This window comes from Psychrobacter sp. S1-30-MNA-CIBAN-0213 (genome assembly GCF_040309845.1).
In the GTDB taxonomy this organism is placed as follows: Bacteria; Pseudomonadota; Gammaproteobacteria; order Pseudomonadales; family Moraxellaceae; genus Psychrobacter.
Genome location: NZ_JBEOPE010000003.1, coordinates 291,991 through 313,229, shown reverse-complemented (window position 1 = coordinate 313,229; position 21,239 = coordinate 291,991). Strand labels below are relative to the sequence as shown.

The 21,239-nt window shown below is 39.8% G+C and carries 17 protein-coding genes; 1 reads left to right on the top strand and 16 read right to left on the bottom strand.

The features are described from left to right. Positions 1–126 precede the first annotated feature (126 nt). Together AAEY87_RS04785 and epmB are read right to left on the bottom strand one after the other, a co-directional pair. On the bottom strand, positions 127–1,911 hold the full coding sequence (locus AAEY87_RS04785; RefSeq protein WP_350656142.1) for a cyclic-di-GMP receptor FimW-related protein: 1,785 nt from the start codon (positions 1,909–1,911) through the stop codon (positions 127–129). Positions 1,912–2,038: 127 nt separating this feature from the next. Further along, positions 2,039–3,046 (bottom strand): EF-P beta-lysylation protein EpmB, encoded by a 1,008-nt coding sequence (gene epmB / locus AAEY87_RS04780; protein WP_350656141.1) that lies wholly within the window; start codon positions 3,044–3,046, stop codon positions 2,039–2,041. A 243-nt stretch (positions 3,047–3,289) separates the two neighbouring features. Between epmB and efp the strand changes: the two genes are divergently transcribed. Further along, complete coding sequence (gene efp, locus AAEY87_RS04775; protein ID WP_068037394.1) at positions 3,290–3,862, top strand: elongation factor P; 573 nt, start codon at positions 3,290–3,292, stop codon at positions 3,860–3,862. An 89-nt stretch (positions 3,863–3,951) separates the two neighbouring features. On the opposite strand, the gene AAEY87_RS04770 is transcribed toward efp, so the two are convergent. The 14 genes from AAEY87_RS04770 to AAEY87_RS04705 form a co-directional block, all read right to left on the bottom strand. Next, positions 3,952–5,721: a GAF domain-containing hybrid sensor histidine kinase/response regulator gene (locus AAEY87_RS04770; protein ID WP_350656140.1), complete on the bottom strand. Its 1,770-nt coding sequence runs from the start codon at positions 5,719–5,721 to the stop codon at positions 3,952–3,954. Between the two features lie 31 nt (positions 5,722–5,752). Next, positions 5,753–6,652 (bottom strand): tRNA threonylcarbamoyladenosine dehydratase, encoded by a 900-nt coding sequence (locus AAEY87_RS04765; RefSeq protein WP_350656139.1) that lies wholly within the window; start codon positions 6,650–6,652, stop codon positions 5,753–5,755. 82 nt (positions 6,653–6,734) lie between these two features. Next, positions 6,735–7,748, bottom strand: coding sequence for a TatD family hydrolase (locus AAEY87_RS04760; protein WP_350656138.1), 1,014 nt, complete (start codon positions 7,746–7,748; stop codon positions 6,735–6,737). A gap of 193 nt (positions 7,749–7,941) precedes the next feature. Next, positions 7,942–8,136: a hypothetical protein gene (locus AAEY87_RS04755; RefSeq protein ID WP_068037401.1), complete on the bottom strand. Its 195-nt coding sequence runs from the start codon at positions 8,134–8,136 to the stop codon at positions 7,942–7,944. A gap of 90 nt (positions 8,137–8,226) precedes the next feature. Further along, positions 8,227–10,491 carry a type II secretion system secretin GspD gene (gspD, locus tag AAEY87_RS04750; RefSeq protein WP_502945448.1) on the bottom strand — a complete coding sequence of 755 codons (2,265 nt, stop codon included), beginning with the start codon at positions 10,489–10,491 and terminating at the stop codon, positions 8,227–8,229. Between the two features lie 133 nt (positions 10,492–10,624). Then, positions 10,625–11,569 carry a type II secretion system protein N gene (locus AAEY87_RS04745; protein WP_350656136.1) on the bottom strand — a complete coding sequence of 315 codons (945 nt, stop codon included), beginning with the start codon at positions 11,567–11,569 and terminating at the stop codon, positions 10,625–10,627. Continuing rightward, entirely contained in the window at positions 11,570–12,373 is an 804-nt protein-coding gene (gspN, locus tag AAEY87_RS04740; protein WP_350656135.1) for a type II secretion system protein N, read from the bottom strand. A 255-nt stretch (positions 12,374–12,628) separates the two neighbouring features. Next, complete coding sequence (locus tag AAEY87_RS04735) at positions 12,629–12,952, bottom strand: H-NS histone family protein (protein WP_350656134.1); 324 nt, start codon at positions 12,950–12,952, stop codon at positions 12,629–12,631. A gap of 719 nt (positions 12,953–13,671) precedes the next feature. Continuing rightward, positions 13,672–14,748: a serine/threonine-protein kinase gene (locus AAEY87_RS04730; protein ID WP_350656133.1), complete on the bottom strand. Its 1,077-nt coding sequence runs from the start codon at positions 14,746–14,748 to the stop codon at positions 13,672–13,674. Beyond that, positions 14,745–15,839 (bottom strand): serine/threonine-protein kinase, encoded by a 1,095-nt coding sequence (locus AAEY87_RS04725; RefSeq protein WP_350656132.1) that lies wholly within the window; start codon positions 15,837–15,839, stop codon positions 14,745–14,747. The genes AAEY87_RS04730 and AAEY87_RS04725 overlap by 4 nt, the downstream gene beginning before the upstream one ends. Next, positions 15,832–16,935, bottom strand: coding sequence for a PP2C family protein-serine/threonine phosphatase (locus tag AAEY87_RS04720; RefSeq protein ID WP_350656130.1), 1,104 nt, complete (start codon positions 16,933–16,935; stop codon positions 15,832–15,834). The genes AAEY87_RS04725 and AAEY87_RS04720 overlap by 8 nt, the downstream gene beginning before the upstream one ends. A 221-nt stretch (positions 16,936–17,156) precedes the next feature. Then, on the bottom strand, positions 17,157–17,573 hold the full coding sequence (locus AAEY87_RS04715; RefSeq protein WP_350656129.1) for a hypothetical protein: 417 nt from the start codon (positions 17,571–17,573) through the stop codon (positions 17,157–17,159). After that, a complete protein-coding gene (locus AAEY87_RS04710; RefSeq protein WP_350656127.1) occupies positions 17,566–19,656 on the bottom strand; it encodes a hypothetical protein in 2,091 nt (696 codons plus the stop codon). Before AAEY87_RS04710 ends, AAEY87_RS04715 begins: the two co-directional genes overlap by 8 nt. Then, positions 19,649–21,235 carry a site-specific integrase gene (locus AAEY87_RS04705; protein ID WP_350656126.1) on the bottom strand — a complete coding sequence of 529 codons (1,587 nt, stop codon included), beginning with the start codon at positions 21,233–21,235 and terminating at the stop codon, positions 19,649–19,651. Before AAEY87_RS04705 ends, AAEY87_RS04710 begins: the two co-directional genes overlap by 8 nt. Between the last annotated feature and the right edge of the window lie 4 nt (positions 21,236–21,239).

Here is a 21,239-nt window from a genome sequence, read left to right as displayed (position 1 = left end):
GTTAACTACTATTAACCACAATTTATAAATTATGATTTAAAATAACCGACTCTCCAGTTACTTACAATCAAAAATTAATCGCAATCAAATTTGCATAAAAATGTGGATTGTATCAGCCTTACTCAATTAAATCTGTATCACTTTATACTGACTAAACTCATCACTATTGATTAAACATTGCTGCAAACAAAGCGTCTTTTGTTTGTCATCAATGCGCAGCATGACTTTATCATTAGATTGAAAGTGATAAGGAGGGACTATGATAGTAAATTCTGTTTGCAATTCTTTATCACCAGCGATCATAAAAGCTGGTACAAAGCATTGGCTACGGTGGTCTCTAATATCTAATCGCAGGGCACAAGCTGTCAATGCATGCCCAAATACCTGCCACTCTACTTCAATGTACCTATTTTCAAAATTGAGCCAGCGCACCATACCCATTGACCACTTCAATTTGCTACTATTATTTGGATGATGTAACAATAACAAACTCATCAGGCCTAGTGGTGGCGGAGCCGTATTAAGCTTATCAATAGTATGAGTATCGACATCAGTTACGATAGTTTTATTCAAATGAGAAGACGGTTTTTCTAGCCTTTCATCTATTGCTGTTTGAGGTTGTGTTAGGTCTTCTGTTGGCAATAAATGCAATGTTCTAAATTGCGATGTGGTATCCGCGTGATCAAAAGTCTCAACGTTAAGTGTGATGTTTACAACGTCTTTTTTGGGCTGCGTATCATAGCGTGGCAATTGCTCAGTCGGTAACTCTGAGGCAGCAATTATGTTCATCAAGCTATGCGCACCTGCTACCTCATAATGAATGTTGTTAAAACCCCTAATGATAGTAGCGCGCTGCTTTGAATGATATTTGGTCGGCATTACCATTTGCCGCTCGACATAACGATGCTTAATCGCCATCAACATTTTATTAACTAGCTGATATTCAATCGCTGCATTATTACTATCAAGTAAGGCCTGCTTGCGCTGATGTAGATATGCTGTCAATGGCTCAAGGTCGATAAACAAGCAACGATGATGCTCTTCATAAGGATTGATGGCTGAGTTGGCAGTAAGGTATTCAGGCGGGTTGTCACTTTGCAGATCCACAAAAATACGTGTCTCAGTCTGCGGCTCAATAGTAGCATGGACATGAGTTGACCATAAGGGTAGTAAACGTTGAGTTAACAACATATTGGGACGACGCATGGCACGGACATTCAATAAACTATGCAAGCAAATCTGTACATATAAGTCGTGAATGCTAAGCGCATGATTCGTAACTACCTGCGTGCTTAAATTAGTGTGAGCTACATTTACTTTACAAGCTAAGTGATACAACTCATTGAATGCTGCCCATAAATATGGCCGTGGTTGTTGGTAGGATATATTTTGCCCATACAATAACTTTTGATAGGTTATTAGCGATTGATAAATAGTGGCCGCTAAAATGAGCGGTGAGGTTTTTGCTAAAGTTAGAAAACGTCTCCAACCATGTCCTGACGTTGTGCTTTGCTGGTCATTCAACGCTAAGCTCTTACGTTGTATAACATTGTCATAAGCCAAGATAGTCAAATAATATAACGATTCAACTTGAGAAATATATGCCAGCTGCTCGTTGTTGAATGCACCCAACTCATAGTTATAGTGTTTATGCAGTGAGGTAATTAAGCGATCCGAGGCACAGGAGACAATACTCAAAAGCTTAAGTCGCAGTTTATCATCTAAGTCTGCAACAGCCAGCTCAGTCAATATCTGCTCAAGCTGCATTGCCTGCTGAGCCTCAGTCTGTGTTGGTAAGCTCGCTGCCCACTTAAGCAGTTGCTGCTCTTGTCCATTAACATAGTTATGCGAAGGCTGTTTTAGTGGTGCTTTATGTGATAAATAATTCTGAAAGTCTGACAGCGTTATCATAAGCCCTCTTTAGCAAAACATTTAAGTTCAGGTTAGCAGTTGACACATCCATTATTTTCTTAGCACACCACAGAGCATTACTAATGTTTAGCAAAATATACTAACACAACTTACTATGTTGAATACCTTAACTGCCTTTGTAAATATCAATCGGTACTTTAAATGGTCTATTCGGCAATTCTTGTACCAGTTTGGGTACCAGATACCCAGGAAGTGCCGCTAATAATAACCAATATAAGCTAATAGCCGACCGCTCATCGTTATCAAAATGCGCAGCTCCCGCCACTTTATCTAACACATGCAAATAATAAGGCAAAACGCCCGCGTCGAATAAACGCTGACTGAGCGCTGTTTGAGTCATTACGCTATCATTAATACCCTTTAATAAGACTGCTTGATTTAGTAGCACGACTCCAGCAACCCGCGCTCGCTGCAAATACTCAGCGGTATTGATATCAATCTCATTAGCATGGTTGCAGTGAATGACCATGACAATGTTGCAACGACTTTGGCTAAGACGATCTAACAACGCATTGTCCAAGCGCTCAGGAATCACCAATGGTAAGCGCGTATGCAAACGAATAGTCGTCAGTTGCGGTATCGCCTCTAAAGTATCAAGCCATGCAAACAGCCGCCGATTAGAGACACTGAGTGGATCGCCGCCACTCAAGATTACCTCATTTACTTCGGGATGCTCGGTAATATATGATGTGATGGCCAAATGTTCAGCCGAGGTTGGCATATTAGCGTTATAATCGAAATGCTGACGAAAGCAATAACGACAATGAATTGCACAAGCGCCTGTGACTGTTAACAGCACCCTTGATTGGTACTTATGCAGCAACCCTTTGATTGGGTTTTGATCGTTTTCAGCCAACGGATCAGCGACGTAACCCGTCACCGTAATTTGTTCTTGCTTATCTGGCAAGACCTGTTTTAATAACGGATCATTGGCATCGCCAGCAGTCATCTTAGCAACGAAGGCACGCGGGACACGCAGATGAAAGTGCGCTGGGATATAAATCTGGGCTTTTAGCGTCTCAAGATTGAGTACGGTAAGCAACTCATCCACTGAAGTAATCGCTTCGGATAATTGTGTTTGCCAGTTTTTTTGTGTGATTAAATGGTTTATCATGACAACCTAATGCGTGTGCCTAAAAACCGACATTATACGCTGTAAGTCAGCGCGCTATCAAAGCATGCCTATCAAACATAATGGTTTATGCCTATCTACCTTTGCCATTAACAGACTTCGGCCAGTTATGATAGGTATTTAAGCACAGATATCATCATGTCAGGTTTGGTGGCGCACCGATAATTAATCATTAACTTAGTAGCAATCTATCAATATAATTACCGCAACCTTTAGGAGTCTCTTGTGGCAAGTTTTTCTACCAACGAATTTAAAGCCGGTTTAAAAGTCATGCTTGATGGCAATCCTTATGCCATTGTCGAAAATGAGTTTGTTAAGCCAGGTAAAGGTCAAGCCTTCAACCGTGTCAAAATGCGTAATCTGCGTAGTGGCAGAATGCTTGAGCAAACCTTTAAATCAGGTGACAGCTTAGAAGCTGCTGACGTGATAGATACTGAAATGAACTATCTGTATAACGACGGTGAATTTTGGCACTTTATGCATCCTGAAAGCTTTGAGCAGTTACAAGCGGACAAAACAGCGATAGGTAATGCAGCACAATGGTTAAAAGAAAATAGTAACGCACTATGTGTGATTACTTTATTCAATGGCGTGCCATTAACTATTACTCCGCCAAATTTCGTCGAATTACAGATTACTGAAACAGATCCTGGAGTACGCGGTGACACATCTGGTGGTGGTGGTAAGCCTGCCACTCTAGAAACTGGCGCAGTTGTGCGTGTACCACTATTTGTACAACAAGGCGAAATAGTCCGTGTCGATACGCGCACGAGCGACTATCAGACTCGTGTTGGTTAACAAAGTTAGACCCATAAAAAAGCTCAACCATCGTAACGATGGTTGAGCTTTTTTTGGTCTTCGTAATAACTATTTGTAATAACTGAAGGTCAAGATAATGCTTTAAGCCTACCGTCATTGGCTTGTTTTTTTGTGGCTTGTTGATGCATGAGCCAGTATTGTACCAGCGCATTAAGTTGCTCTTTTTTGAAAGGTTTGGTGCAGTAGTCTTGCATACCAACTTTCAGATACTTTTCGCGTTCACCATCCATTGCGTTTGCAGTCAGTGCAATAATAGGTGGTAACGACTTTGGATCATAAATCTCGTGCAGCTTAATCGTTGCTTGCATCCCATCCATAATCGGCATGTGATGATCCATTAGTATCACGTCAAAACGCTGCGGATGTGCTGAGAACTTATCGATAGCTTTTTGACCATCAGTGACATGCGTTACCTTGTGTCCGCTATCACATAGGGCTTTTTTGGCAATCATTGCATTAACGTTATCATCTTCAACTAGTAATATATGTCCCGAATACTGTGAGTCAGGCTCAACATCTATAGTATCCGAGAGCTGCCAATCATCATATTCTGTTTGATCTATAGTTGCTAGTGGCAACAATACTTTAAATGTAGTGCCTTCTCCCACTACACTGTTTGCCCAAATATGACCGCTCATCAAATTAACTAAAGATTTGCATACAGACAAGCCAAGACCCGTACCACCATATAAGCGATGGGTGGACTTGTCTGCTTGGTTATAGGCATCAAATATGGCATCCAAGGATTCGGGCTTGATACCGACACCTGTATCTGTAACATCAATACAGACAGTCATGTCATGGCAGATTATCTTATCAGTTTTTAAACCTAGACTGCTGCATCCACCCTCACTACAATGCGGCGCGTGGGTGACGTTGATACTGACACGCCCACCTTCACGAGTGAATTTGATGGCGTTATTGACAAGGTTTGCCAAAATCTGTTTGAGGCGTACCGGATCGCCTTGCACGTAAGGCGATAGCTCTTCATTATAATTATAATCAAGTGTTAATCCGCGCTGACGAGCTCTAACTGCAAACAAACTCATAATCTCATCACATAATACCGATAAGTCCATGGGTATAGCATCAATAGTCATCTTACCGGACTCAACTTTCGATAAGTCCAAAATACCATTGATAATTGAAAGTAGATGCTCAGTTGATACCTTTATATTATCTACATAATCTTTTTGTTCGGCATCTAGGTCAGTATCATCGAGCATCTCGACCATACCAATAATGCCATTCATAGGTGTCCGTATCTCATGGCTCATATTGGCCAAAAATTCAGACTTCATTTTATTGGCATGTTTGGCACGATGTTGGTTTTTTTGTAGTTGTAACGCGTCTGCTGCCATATCAGCGAACTGCATTAGCAGTCTCGCCTTGTCGTCATTAAACTCATGATTGGGTTTGATATCGAATAAACAAAGTGAGCCCAAATGATAAGTCTTATTATCCTCTTTTAGAATGATAGGTGCACCAGCATAAAACCGTAGCTTAGGATCTTCTGTCACTAATGGATTACCAGCGAAACGCTTATCAAGCAACAAATCTGGCACGATAAAAACATTATCAGATAACACGGTATAATTACAGATTGACACTCCACGCTTAGTCGTGCGCAAGCTACCAAATCCATGTGGGGATTTTAGATACTGTACATGCTCGTCCATAAAAGTGATGGCAACCATAGGCACATCAAAAAATAGTTTCACAAGCTCAGTTAAGCGCGAAAATGCGGGCTCATTACAAGTATTAAGCACGTCGTATTCATGCAGCTTAGCAACACGTAAATGCTCATCTAATGCTAGCGGATAGGTATGAATCGACAAAGCTGTCTCCAAATTAATAGGAAGTAATGGGTTAAGCGTTAACTTGCTTGGTCAACATCTGTAACGCTTCACTGACCATAATCATTGCCACCACAGACGTTACGGCTACTGCAGAGCCATAGCCTCCGCATTGTAATCCGCCTGCCTGACAGCTTTTGTCTACACGCGGCGGTTCAGTTGAATACACACATCTGATACCGAATTTATCTTTTAAGGCACTATTGATACCTTTCTCATGACGCAGTTTGTTACGTAGACGTGCTAATAATGGATCTTGATAACTGTCTTTTAAGTCACTGACTGTAATTTGAGATGGGTCTATCTTACCCCCTGCTCCACCTGCACAAACGAGTTTTAGTTTGTTAAAACGGCAGTGTAGTGCAATAGCGAGCTTGGCACTCATATCATCGACACAGTCTAAAATGACAATAGGTCTATGCTCGGCAGCGGCAGTTTTTGCTTCATGGCGACTGGGTAATAATTCGTCGACATTATCAACAGTCAAAAAATCATCTACCAAATGTAAAGTAAGTTTTGGGTTAATTTCATGCAACCGCGCACCCATCGCTGCTATTTTACTTTGACCAAAAGTACTATCGAGCGCAGGCAGCTGCCGATTGACATTGGAGGCTACCAATATATCTAAGTCGATTAAAGTAATGTTGCCTACTGCGGTACGCGCTAACGCTTCAGCAGCCCAAGAGCCAACGCCACCAACGCCAATAATGTAAACATGTGCAGCAGCAAAGATATCGAATGCAGCTGTACCATATAATGTCTGCGTCCCTTGAAAGCGCCGCTCGTATTGCTGGTCTACAGATGCTACGTTACTTACTGTATTAGTTGCTGCATTTAATGTGCCATGTTCTGAAGCCCCATCAGTAGTGTCCAGTTGTACATCGGTTTGCTTGGGTTGCGGTGGTTGATTCATAACGAATTAGAAGCTCTTGTGATTGGTGACATCATAGTTAATAGTGTTTTATGCTTAATTTTGACTTATGCTTAATTGCATACTATGTGGGATAAGACCAAGAAGTTTGCAAGGCATTGCAACTATTTTGCCACAATTGATGGGCAAGCTCTGCTGGCTCTACGTTGAGCAATTCACTAAGACTCATCAGCACCCATGGTAAATTGGCGGGTATATTGCGGTTGTGTCCGTCAGCGCCTTGCCATTCATTATCTGGACTTTGTCCCGATGCTAAGCGACTGTCTGATTGGCTAGTTAGTTGATCGTCATCTGATGTCTGACACATGATCGGCGTCATATCAGGACAGTCGGTTTCAATGACCAAACATTCTAATCCGTAGCTATCAACGGCAGCTTTGATGGCGCGGCGCAGCTTTTTGGCGTTTTGGTTGGTAATTTGTCCAGTAACACCAAGCTTAAAGCCCAACTTAACAAACGCTTTCGCCTCTTGCTCACCGCCGCTAAAGCTGTGAGCAATACCGCCTAGCTTATGCGCATTGTAATCATGTGCTTTGATGATGGCCAACGCTTCGGCATGCGCTTTACGGATATGCAGCATCACAGGTAGCTTGTGCGTTACCGCTATATCTAGCTGCGCCTCAAAGAAGCGTTTCTGCTTGGCAAAAGCTTCAGGTTGTTTCATCGCATCGGTGTAGGTATCCAATCCTATTTCACCAATTGCCAACGGGCGCTGTTCTTGGATCATCTGCGCCATACTAGTGAGATGCGCATCAGTATGCTGTTCGATATAAAAAGGATGTAGACCAAGCGCAATATGCGCTTTAGGGTATAAGTTTGCACAATTAGCTTTGTCCATGCTTTTAGACAAATGCATTTGTTCGATTGCCTGCTGAGTCTCATACAGTCGAGAAAAATGTTGATATAGATAACCGACCAACATCAAATGATGAACACCGTGCACATAAGCTTGCCGCGTCTGTGCTTGTCTATCGCTATCAAAGACTGGCGCATCAAAATGAGTGTGGGTATCGATAAGAGGATAGATGGCAGGTAATGGGAAGTGGTTTGAAATTGAAGTTGGGTCTGTACGAGTCATAATCCGCCTTGATAGTAAGTTCTTTATAGTCGGTTAATGAATGATTTATGAATGAGTAGTTAGTTGATTATGATGATAGAAAATTTTCGGTTTTTAAGTGATTAATAGCTTTGTATCAACACATTAATGCATTGATATAAAGCTATTAGGGCGTGTCCTCATTTTGATAACATAAAAGCGGTTTCTTAACGGTTTACTTTTTCTTACCGAATTCGTTATCTTGAGAGTCTTTAGCTTTAGAACCTTTAGATTGGTGCTTTTTAGTTTTTGAGTCGTCTGCTCTAGATTCCTCATTAGCATTGAGAGTTGCTTGCCAGCTGCTACGTCTTGGTAGCAATAGTAAGGCCGTTCCGACAATACCCAATGTCAGCCACTTTTTTTTATTCATCCACTTAACTCCCAATTACTGTCTCTATCTCTACTATTGTCTCGCGTAGGTTAAATACACAGCTTAATGACAAACTCAGAAGTCTAGCACTTAGCGCTTTAGCGGATAAGTAGTAATCCCCGTACTTGGGCTATCAACCTTTGTAAATCCTTGCGATGCAGGTTTTGGCTTTTGATCTCGCTTAGGTACGAGCGGGTTCAGTGGCATCAACTCATAGTCGGCATCAACCTTACCATCCCACCCTTCAGTGCCACTCAATGGCAGCTGCTTAATCGTACCGTTTTTATCGATAACCAATTGCAATACGCGCATCTGATTAAATTTACGCTCCGTGACACTAGCGACTGCGCCACCATCGCGTAGGATAGTTGGTTGTAAGAATATAATTAAGTTACTCTTTTGGGTATTGTCACTATCAGATCGAAACAGTCGACCAATAATAGGTATGTTACCTAGACCAGGGACTCTTTGTTGACTGGTCGTCGTGTTATCACGCATCAAACCGCCAAGCGCAATAGTCTGTTGGTCGTCTGCTAAAATAGTAGTATTAATAAGGCTTTTATTAGTAGTTAACCCGCTGGCATTGCCGACGCTACTTGGTACCACTGAAGACACCTCTTGCGAAACTTCTAAACGTACCGTGCCGTTATCACCAATGTGGGGAATGACGTTAAGATTAATACCGATATCTTGGCGCTCAATAGTCTGAAATGGGTTGTCAGAAGAGCTACCACTAGTGGTATAAGAGCCAGTCACAAAAGGTACGTTTTGACCGACTAAAATGCTGGCTTTTTCGTTGTCTAACGTCAAAATTGATGGCATGGATAATAAGTTAGCACTAGTAGAAGAGTCGAGTGCTTGCAAAATAGCCCCATAAAATTGCGTATTTCCATTGCGGTCTGTACTACTATCACCAATGCCAAGTAACGCCCCAGCGATAGAGCCAGCTGCAGAGCTGATACCTGATGCGCCGCCGGACAGCACTGCACCGGCAAGTGATGCTGCACTGACTCCAGCATTATTGAAGTTAACTACCCCATAGCCGCTGTTGGCATTGCCCAGTGCCCACTGTACCCCAAGCTGGGTCGCATCATCGCCTGAGACTTCAACGATAGCAGCTTGAATGAGGACTTGTGCACGGCGGTTATCCAGCTGATTGACAGCAGCTTCAATCTCAAACATCAGCTCTGGTGCAGCATTAACGATAATTGAGTTTTGAGTCTCATCAGCGATAATGCTGAACGGGCGGCCGCCAGTGCTTGTACCTGATCCACCTGAGCTAGTCGCAGATGCTGCCGATGAGTTATTACCACCCGTTAAACTGTTACCATTTGACGTATCACCAGTATTACTATTTAACGCACCACTCGTGCCTGTGCTACTAGCATCGTTGAGTGAGGCTGATTCCAAAGTTGAAGTTGCACCAGCACTATTAATAGACTGATTGGCAAGTAAGCCGCGTAGCATCTCTGCGATATGTCCGGCGCTCGCATACTTTAAGCGAAAGACTCGTAAACCGCTTAGCCGACGCGAGGGCGTAGTATCAAGCTGATTGACCATTTCTTGCACTTTAGCAATCATCTCAGGACTACCTTTAACCAGTAGCCTATCACTGGAAGTATCAGCAATAACTTTAAGCTGATTACCTCCTTGCGCCTGCCCTGCACCTGTACTTAAAACCAGCGCGCTAATGAGGTCCATCATACGCTCGGCATCTACATGACGCAGCGGTATGACCTGTAAACTATCATTAACATTATTATCTAAATCACGAATAAGCGTGGTTAATTGGTTCAAACTATCAGCACGATCAGACAGTACCAGTGCGTTTACTCCAGGCACAGCAGCAGCATGTGCAGATTGTGGCATTAGTGGACGAATAACGCCCAATACCTCCGCTGCCTGCGTATTGGTCAAATAAATAACGCGAGTTGCTAGCGCTTCACCGACACTATCACCGCGCAAATCGACGGCAACACCGGACTGCTTAGCGACATTGTCAGGGACTAGTTTAATCGTCGTTCCTGAATCAATCGCTGCAATACCATTGACCTGCATCACACTCAAAAACAGCTGATAAATCTCATCACGAGATAAAGCTTTGTTGGAGATAACGGTCACATTGCCATTAATACGTGGATCAAGAACAAAGTTTTGGTCGGTAATCGTTGCCACTTCATTGATGAAAGCCTTGATATCCGCGTCTTGCAGATTCACCTTCCAGCTTTCGGCACTGGCAAACCCAAACGTTGCTGCCCATAGCGGCAGTGCTAAACACAATGGCCGACATATATACAGCAAACGCTGCAATGAATGGCGTAAAGGTGTTACTGAAAATTTATGGAAACTTATCATGGTCATAATTACCCATTGTGATATCACTCAGTCTAAACTGAAACGTTGCTAAGATAGCGCTAACAATATTGTCATTTGGTTAAAATAGTGGTGACTTGTTCAAACAGCTTTCATTTAAACACAATAATAGAGTCTAAAACTGCTGACGAATCGTAATCACTTGGTCCCCGCGTTTTACTTCAATCTGAGCTTCACCTGACTGCTGAACTTGTTTTAATAAGCCAGCATCTTGCGTAGGATCACTGCCGATACTTTGACCATTCACCTTAAGCACTCGATCACCCGGCTCTAGTCCCAACCGATTACGTACGCCGGCTGGCATCGCAGCGGTGACTTGATAACCTTCTCCTGCAGCCATTACCCCCATACGACTCAAATAGCTGGCTGGACTGTCTTGTAATGCTGTAACGGCTTCATCAATAGCAGAGTTTGAGTTACCTGTATCATTGCTATCGGCAGCAGATCCATTAGCAGAATCAGCAACATCATCACTAGGTGTAGAGTTAGGTATCGGCATCGGTTGCGTTGATGGTAACGAATTATTAGTCGAACTATTGTTATCTGGCAAACGCTGATTACTCACGTTCCCAGCAGCCATATCACTTTGATCAAGTGGCATTGAGTCCGCCATGCTAATGACAATTTGCTTACTAGCAGCGTCAGTAATAATGACAGCATTCCAATCGACTGCAATAAGGGTATAGCCACTATCTTGTAAGCTTTCACCAATACGGTAATTTTTTACTTCACCATTTACATCTAATAATGCCGAAGATAAACTTTCTGGTATCGCTAACAGCACCCCTTTTAGAGCCACGTTAGGCGGTGGCTGTACGGCAGCTGCAACAGGTTCAGGGTCAGCGAAAATAGCAAACAAACTGCTATTATCAGCATTGGATGCTGCATTATTCTGCAATGACTGTATCTGCAAGGCAGGTGCAGTAGGCGGCGCTAATATCAGCCATAGTAGACGTGCTGCTGTCCAAGCTAACCAACCAAGGGCCAATAATAACAGCCATGCCGAAAATCGATTCAGGTTATCTATCACTGGTTTTAGGCGTGCCGATACACTCATCATTTAACGCACCCCTAGGCCTGTCATTAACGGCTGGCGAACACTCACCACCGCTGTATCTTTCGGTGCTTGCCCCTCATACTCTGGCATATTCTCTAATAACCGCTGCGTCAAACTTATATCTAGCATATTATCGCCATCAAGATACAAGTCGCCTAAACGCTTATCCTGATTGTCCAATAGATTCATATGCAACAGGTTTGTATCATTCTTTTGTTCTGTACTGAGTTCAGCGCGCATGGCTGGCATCGTGATATAAAACACTTTACCGCCACTTGGATAACCGACTTCACCGCCAACCCATGTCAGCTGACCGTCTGCTTTTGTAAAGCCTATCGACTTTGGATCTGAACCTGACTTGCGTTGCAATGAAATCGCATTGACTTGAATAGGGGTATTGGGCAGCTGCCAATCGACCAATCCAGCGAGCGTTTCCGGCGCAATTTTGCCACTCATATCAGCAACCTGCCAAGCGTTACGCCCTACTTTGATTTGTCCATCAAGGCGCGTTTGACCGGTACTGATGTCGATATCAGCGCCTATTTTACCTAAGAACAATTGCCACGGCTGCCAAGACCAATCGGCTGAACCTGTCAACGGGATGGTCGCTACTGGCAATTGCCAAATGGCTGAGCCTTGCCATAAATTACCTGACACATGCTGCACATAAGGTGAATCCGGTGCGTATTTTTCAATTACCCACGCTGCTGGCATCTGTAACAATGCAAATAGAGTGAATAAAATGAATCCAACCAGCCACCACAGCTTACGAGGACGCTTATGAGACGAAGCAGATGCTTTGGGCACAGTTAGAGTACTCTTATTGGCAAGGTAAAAATGATATTATCATAACAAACAATCACCTATATATGACAGCAAAAAAACCAGTATCTTTATTTAAAGATACTGGCTCTTAAAATCTAATCAGACAATTGCATTATCAATTTAATATATAACTCTCTTTCAAAGAGCTGATAAAGTCAGTGCAATATAGATTGGCTATAGCAAAATATATCTTGCCCATAGTCATTATATAAACAAGCTACCATATTAGCTTGATTTTTATACAGCAAAATCTTCAAGATCACTACCTGCTGCTAGTGCATCAACTAACCACGTAGGCTTACGGCCACGGCCAGTCCATGTCTCTTGATGGTTATCAGTATTACGATATTTGATACTGCGTTTTTTCTCTAATTTTTCACCAGCCTTTAGAATCTCTTCGATGGTACTGTTGCTTTCTTCTGCAATTTTTTCGAACTGCATATAAGCATCATATAAACGCTGGTGTTGTTTTTTGGCGATAAGTTGCTGTGCATTTTCAGTAATGGCACGTAACTCATCTACGTTTAAATTGTCTAAATCAATGGTATTATTTTTATTCATAACAGCCTCGGTTTCAAAAATAGAAATAAGCTCAATAGGTCTTTTATAACTTCTCGAGCGCTGGATAGATATCTAGCAATACTGCTTTACCGCTGTTGATGTCTCTTTGAATATAGTAATTAAACCAGATTTAATGTAAATCCATTTAATCGATTCTATAATATGCGACACCTAATTAAACAGCTTTAGTAACCGTGCGAGATTAACATAATTTTTATCCTTAATGAATAATTAAATATTAATAATAGCATTTAAGTTTTTGAATAATAAAAGTCTATATTCATATTAAATAATATTAGCTTTCATAATCATCTATCAATAACTACGCATATTCTATTATCTTTTATAGACATAAGTTTGTTATAGAAATATGGTTAAACATCTAAATGACTCATTTTATAAACAGAAAAAACCAACTACTTTTTAATTCCCTAACGCATTTAAGGCTATAAAAACATTAGCCATAAAAAAGAGCCTATATTTGAAGGCTCTTTTTTATATTAAAGTCTAAGGTGTATAAGTTAAAAAGGTAATATATACGTAATTCAATAGATATATAAATAAGTTTTTATTTATCATAACCTTAACTAGTGCTTTATATCTATAATCAACATTTACTTATAAATTTGTAGAAATAAAGGAAAAAAACAACTTTTTAGCTATCTTAATCAACATTCCAAGTAATAGACATAGTTACTAGTAATGATTTTATTAAGAACTTACTGCTTCATACGAACTAGAGGTAAGGCACGATAGGCACCACTACCTTCATACTTAGACAGCATAACTCTTTCTCCCGCTTGAGGTCGAATACCATATATACAATCCACGTGGTAGAAAATATTAGTAGTATTATCAATTGGATCGACAAATCCCCATTTTGAATTATTTGGTGTTCTCATTGTACCAAAATATCTTTCTCTAACTGGATAGCAAAGTAGGCCACATTCTGTAACTAGTTCATCAGCAGTTGGTCTATCTTTTGAATCGATAGATAGGCATTTTTTTATTAGCTCAACTATTTTCGTAGATAAGTGGCTAAACTGTGGATTGGCGGTTACGAACTCAGGAAAGTCTTCATAATCAGCATCAAGGATACGTTTAACAACTTTTAAACCTGAGCCAAAAGGCTTTTTACCTGTTAATAATTCATACATCATAGCCCCAAGCGACCAAATATCAGTTTGTACTCCTACATCTTTGGGAGTGTCTATAGCCTCGGGTGACATATAAGGCAATGCCCCAAGAGCAGTAGCTGAAACACTTAGCGTATCTTCACCACCTATGGCTGCTTCTGTTAATTCTTCAGCGGCCATCTTAGCAATACCAAAATCTGTAATCTTAACACCCAATAATTGAAAACCATTAACAATCATTATATTTGTTGGTTTCAAATCTCTATGTATGACATTTGCATGATGCGAAGCAGCAAGTCCTTTGGCTAAATAATGAAATAATCTAGCCACAAGAAACGGATCTAAATAATCTGCTTCTTTAAGGAGAGTTTTAGACAAATCACCTCCAACAACCAGCTCTTCAACTAAATACGCCCTCTCGCCAACCTCAAAATAGTCTAATGTCTTTGCAACATTAGGATGATTAACCTTTGCTGAAACAACTGCACTTCTATGAAACCTCTTTTCCGCAGATGGATTTTTTGGAGTTTTTAGTGCAATTCTATTGTTGAGAGTTTTATCGTATGCCGCATATACGAATTGCATGCCCCCTTCACCAACAAATTCTTCAATTCGATATCGCTCACCTACAATATCATCTCGCTCGTGTGGACCGATCATAATGTAACCTCCGGATTTGAAACATCAAAAGTTACAAACCTTCTTTCAAAATGCTGCCTTTGTTTGCTTCCTAAACCAATTACACATGCTCCAGGAATCTTTCTGCCAGACGTTGCTTGTTCATTGTTGACAAACACTTCACCTACAACATTTTTCAATACAAAATCATGTCCAGTATATTCAATCTCAAAACTACCGATTGTCCCATATTTTAATTTTGCACTTTTAGTTAATGAATTTAATAAGTTAGTATTTCCATCCATAACAACGATTGCTTGATGTTTGTTAAATAGTAAATATTTACTAATTTCGTTTGTGATATCCGCAATATCTGGTCTATCAGTAGGATCATGTGCTAAACAATTTTCAAAAAGCACTTTTAAAGTTGGATAAGGATCTAAGTATGGGCAATCAAAAGAGTTTATAGGAGCAGCTTTAGGTGGCATCTCCAATAGTGGCTTAGGTATATCTTGTGTAGCTAAATAAAGAGCTGAAATTCCAAATGCATATATGTCGATAGCAGATGTAAAGTTTACCTCTTGATGAGTGTACTGTTCAGGAGCAGAAAATCCTTGGGTGCCTTTAAATCCAAAAGTCACAGCATCCAAACCCGAATTCCTTGATAATCCGAAGTCAAATATTTTAACAATACCTTCGCTATCCAGTTTCATGTTGTTAGGTTTAATATCTCTATGAATCAACTTAGCATCATGAATATCAGATATGCCGGAAGCAATTTGCCAAAGTACTTTTAGCAAATCATTATGAGATTGAAGATGATATTTAGATTCAACTAAATCTTCACCGTTTATATACTCCAGAACAATGCCAACTGTATCCATATCAGTAGCAATATCTGACACACGTATGACGTCAAATACTTGCACTACATGTTTCGACCTAATTTTCAATAATGCTTCTATTTCATCATCTAGTCGTCTAGCTTGATCAGCATCTCTAATCGTCTTTATCGCGACTTTACGTTCTAAGTGAGTATCATGACAATAAAACACATCACTAAAGCCACCGCTTTCTGACTCTCCATCAAGTATATATCTTGTGGGTAATCCATTCATTAGAATATTATTCAAAATCAATCCTCAAGTTAGGCTGTTCCGGTTCTTTTTTGGTTTCTTTTTTCTGTCTGACTTTTCTCGACTTGGGTTTATCATCAAGATTATCACTACTTTTAGAGGTGTCTTTATCTTTTAAGGTCCCACTTGTATTAGATATAATACTTGCGTTTATATCTGCTTTCGGATCTACACTAACATTAGAAATTACCTGAGGTTTTTTGGGTGATGCTGTCTCTATTCCAAACAATTGCATTTCTCCAAATGAGTCCCAAATATCTATCGTCCCTTTATAAACATTTTCAGTTTTAAGAAATAGAGAAGGTAAATCTGTTAAGAGTAAAGCACTTGCGTTATCATGACCACCACACCATTTAGCTACATTTATGAGTCTTTCAGCAAGCTCTGATGCGGGTAATACAGGCGTCATGATGCGCTTAAGAGTTTCGTGTACTATGTAGTGCGAACCATCACTAGTCATTAATAATTTTGAAATCTTATCTATATGAGGTAGCTCAATAAAATGAGGCTCTAAGCTCGGTCCAATCCCAATATATTGAAGAAGGCCGCTTACTTCAGGGGTATGAAGATTATTTTTAAGCTGCCCTGCAACAGTATCATCAGTTGTAACTTGCTCAAAACCTATATCAGTTTTTAAATAAACCCTACTATCACCAACATTCACGACTTCTATTTGTTTATCGTTATCCAGTATGAATGCAGAAAGGGTTGTACCACCATCACCATTATATTTCTCATATATTGCGTCGTTAGCAGAATTAACGGCATTTAATAGCCTATCTTTTAACCCCATCTGTCTATGCACAATACAACTAGAAATAAAGAATGATATTGCAAGTTCAGCACATTCTTTACCATTAGTCATTCCCCCCATACCATCACATAAAACTCCAACTAAAAATGACTTTTCATTAGTTACTTGGGCACGCAACAATACTAGCCGATCTTGATTCTCAGACCGTACTAATCCCACATCTGATGCTAAGGCGATAGGCAATCCTGTTACTTGTCTAACAGAACCTGTAGTTGTTTTGCGAGACAACCATCTCTGTATTTGCGTCTGTATTTGTATTTGTACTTCGTTTTTTTCCATGTGAAAGCCCAATTTTTATAATCAAATACTCTATTAATTTAATTTTTGCATAGCTGCTTTATAATTACTTTAGTTTTCTGCTTTGGATACAAAAATATAGCCACGCTCAACTCTTAAACTCCTTAGCAAAATCAACGAGAGAGTAATTCTGTAAGAGTTCTATTGAATATCTTTGACTAATAATAACATCACTACAAATTCTTCACATCTTTGGACTAAAATCATCTTCTATTCACTTGAGGCAAAGGTTTATCTAACTGCTGATTAAGCAACTTCATATCTACTTTCGGCATCATATAAGCGTTATGTTGCCATCTTACAAACTGTTCTAGTAACTTCTCATTCTGACTTTCAAGTCGTCTTACTTTAGCTTCTAGCATATCAATTTGTTTTTTGGCAAACTCCAGAGTAATATCTGGTGCATCACTGTTTTTAGCTTCTTTTAAGCTTGCTTTTCGCTCCCTAAAAGCCTCAACTAGTACCTTGTATGAGATTAGGGTATGCCGACTAATTGTATCCTCACCTAATACTTTAGCAAGCTGTTCAGCATACCTGTTCCATGTTAGCTTACCACTCCAATTATCTAGTTCATGCAACGCAACTTGGAGAGTTTTCTGTGTGATAATTTGTTTAGGCATTTTCGATTCCTAGCATTAAATTAAGTGTAGATTCTTCAACATAATCTTCGCTACTGGCTGAAACCTGCAAATCATTTTGTGCTAACGCACGCTTGATTGGACTAGGGTCATGGTCTGGTGGAATCCATAAAACAGTCCCTTCAGCGGTGTCCTTTGATTCAAGCAATAAACGCTGCGTGCGAATATGTGCCAACTTCCAACTGAGATGAGTTACCCATCTGTTAGCACCAAAATGACCACTAATTTCGTCACGCTCTGCTTTTTCGAATTGGGACTCTACTTGACCTTCTAATCTAATGATACTTTCTAAAGTATTAGGCATCCCTTTGATGCATACATGTTCTTTACACGTCATACATTCGCCACCTTTAGTACACGGTGACATAGCATAGTCATGAGTACACATCCCATATTCAGTAACATCAGCAATACCTATACGATTTAAACCTAAGTCCTTATAACTTACAGGCAAATTATGCTTTATAGCTTGAAGCGCAGTAGGACGCTCATTAAACTCTATGACACTTCTAGCTTGTTGCTCTCGCTCCTTGCTAGTTCGAAGATCATAATATCGGTTATCGTTTATTCTAGCTCGTCCTGCCCATTGAGCTAATTGCCATGCATCCATCCCGCCACGCTCAGCATTAGTAGATAGCCAAACACGAATTTGATGAGAGGTTAATTGAATCTCAGATCCATCTTCTTCTTTATAACCCATTCTTTGAAAAATTGTCTTGGGTGGATTTTTAAGTTTATCTCGAATAGCTAACTGAGCATTTAATTCATTAATACTTGGTAAACGCCATGAAAAATTTCTGGCAGAGAACTGATTATGAAGCTCACGATCCCTAATAATTACTAAAGAATCCCAAATTGGACGCTTAATCGAAGGAATATTAGGCCAGACTGATTTCTTATATTCATTCAATGTATATTGAGCTAGATTTTCATATGTAGGGCTACCATCCTTTCTCAATTTTTGTATCCATTTAGCTTGATATTCACCAATATAGTTCCAAGCTTCATCAGAATGCAGATTTATCTTTTTATTGAGTAAATTTTTAGTAGTAGATTCAGAAAAGTTCATTGCACATGCAAATTCATATGCATTTAATTCTTTGTACTCAGGGAAGTTAGTTGGAGTGCAACACCCTTCGTGACGAAAGAAAGTGTCAGGATTATCATACGCAAACTTAGCAGCTTCTCTTGCTGGCTGCCCAATTTCCATTAGCCTTGTATGTGCTTCTAATACAGTGTCTTCGAGATCTTTTGGCACCCATTTAATTGTATGACCAAATCCTTTTGCAGAATACCATCTAATGCCTAGCGCACCATTTTCACTCCTATGGATACAGTCAACAGTCAGCTCTGCTAACTCACTACCTCGTCCAGGTGCAAACATTAATAATGCAATAATGCTAGACCAATACTTATCTTCCTGAGTTTCAGCTTTTGCAAAGCTATCGGCTAAAGCTAACATCTGATGCATACTTGGACATCTATTGTCCTGCCAATCTCTAGACTCCTTATCAGTTCTTTCAGCCTTTGCGCCCACTTTAGGCCAAGGGTTTACCCATACTTGAAGCGTAGGTACAAAGCTTTTATCTCGAATAAAATTAAGCAATATTTGTATTTGATAGCCTATTTTATTTCTACGATCATCATTAGATATTCGCTTATTAGTTAGTTCGCTTATCTTACTTAAGACTAAACCATCAATTTTTAATATATCAGTTTCATCGTAAACTTCAAATAAAGCATCATGCACTACGCGCAAAGCAACCATTTTATTAGTGACACTTGATACAGCCTTAATACTTTGATTGTAACGAATATATGCCTTTGCAAAAGATAGAAAAGGTTCTTCTAATGGCTCAAAACTAGCTGGATTCGAGACTTCACGATATTTCGAAAATGTCATTGCTATTGAACGATTTTTTTGTTTGTGTTTCCATTGATTACTGCTCCACCCACCTTGATCATCGTATAAAGTTAAATTCTCTCGGCAATGAACAATGAAGCACTCTAAGTTCTGTTTTACTGTTAACTCATGTCTAGGTTGAAAGTAAATTATATTACCCACTTACTATTTTCTCCTTTAATTTTTCTTCTTCACACATCAAAATTACTTGTTGAATAGCAAGAAGTAAACGATCTGTTGATTGGATAACATAAGGAGAGACTCCAGACTCTTCTTGTCTTTTTCTTTCAAATAACACTTCCTCCAAAACATTTTCATGAGGAGCTTCCAGCCAAGGCTGAAAGTTAATACAGGTATAGCAAGCTCTATAACCAGAAGCACAGAAAGAATGTGTTCCACAGTTTCCTATACTTTCTGAACCCCCATTCTTTATCCTACTATTTGGATCGTTTGCTCTTACAGCATCCCTTTCAGAAGCGATTAACTTACCAGCGAATGCTTTTGCCAACGGTGCTAATACTGGAGCCATTACTGCATCTATTTGCTTAGCTCTTTCTTCTGTATTTTCTACATAAATACCAATATGCTGTGTATCTGAGTGATCTAGCCCAGCAGCTAGTGCCACTCCAGTTATACCACGGCGAGCAAGATTAGTACCTTTTGTATACCTAAACCTATATGCAGTAAAATTAATAAAATCTCCCGTGCGCTCTGAATAGGCTGTACTCTTTACGGAAATGCCTCTAAGAAGGCTGAATCCTGTACGTTGGCTCATATGTAAATAGTCTGGTATGTTTTCTAGCTTATTTTCCAAATCTTCTTCATCTGCGACTTCTTTAAGCCTAGTCTCTTCAAGGAATATGGGAACCTGATCTTTAACTCTTGAAGATATCTTGAAACCTAAATGTTTCTCAACTAATTTGATTGATGCATTTCGTTGGTTATTTAAAATAAGATATAGGTCTTCATTGATCAGAAGAGGTGTAAATTGTGACCTGAAATTAGCCCGAATCTGTTTTGCTCTAGGACAATTAATAATATAATCATGTCCATCTTTACCCTCATGGATCATTAAATCTTGCGATCTCAATGAGCGAATTTGGACAAACCGTCGGCCAGTAAGCGCTAATACCATAAAACAAGCGTACTCTTTCAGGATTAATTCTTTATTATTAAAAGCATTTGAAGCCCAATCAATTAAAGACCCTAGTTCATTTAGGGTTAAAGGCCCAGAATATGGACATGCTCCTTTTACTGCATTCCCTTTAGGACTACCTTTAAGTGTTAATTCCTTTAAGTAACTAACAACCTCATTATTAACACCCTTAAATCCCCATTCATACCAAGCTAAAAGAAAACCTTTGAGCGCACCTAGTCTATATTCATTATCTATATTTAACGAAGCTCTGTAGTTTGATAAACTTTGTACAGTTATGTGCCCTTCATTATTAGCTTTCATAAAAGCATTGAAATACTTAAAAGAATTAAGTGTGTGTCCCGCTGATAACTCTTCTGCATAACGGCACAAAGCATTCTTAAAACCATCTTTTAGCTCATCATCCATAGAAGTTAAGCTATTGAAGTTGATAACAGACGACCCATCTAAACGCCACTTATGATCATCAAAGCTAAATGGATATCCAAACTTAGTTTTAAGCTGCTTATCTATTTTTCTATCCACTGAGTTATCTTCAGAGTAAACCTGTAGGTTGTTACTGTCCTCTACTAATAGAAACTGCACTTTA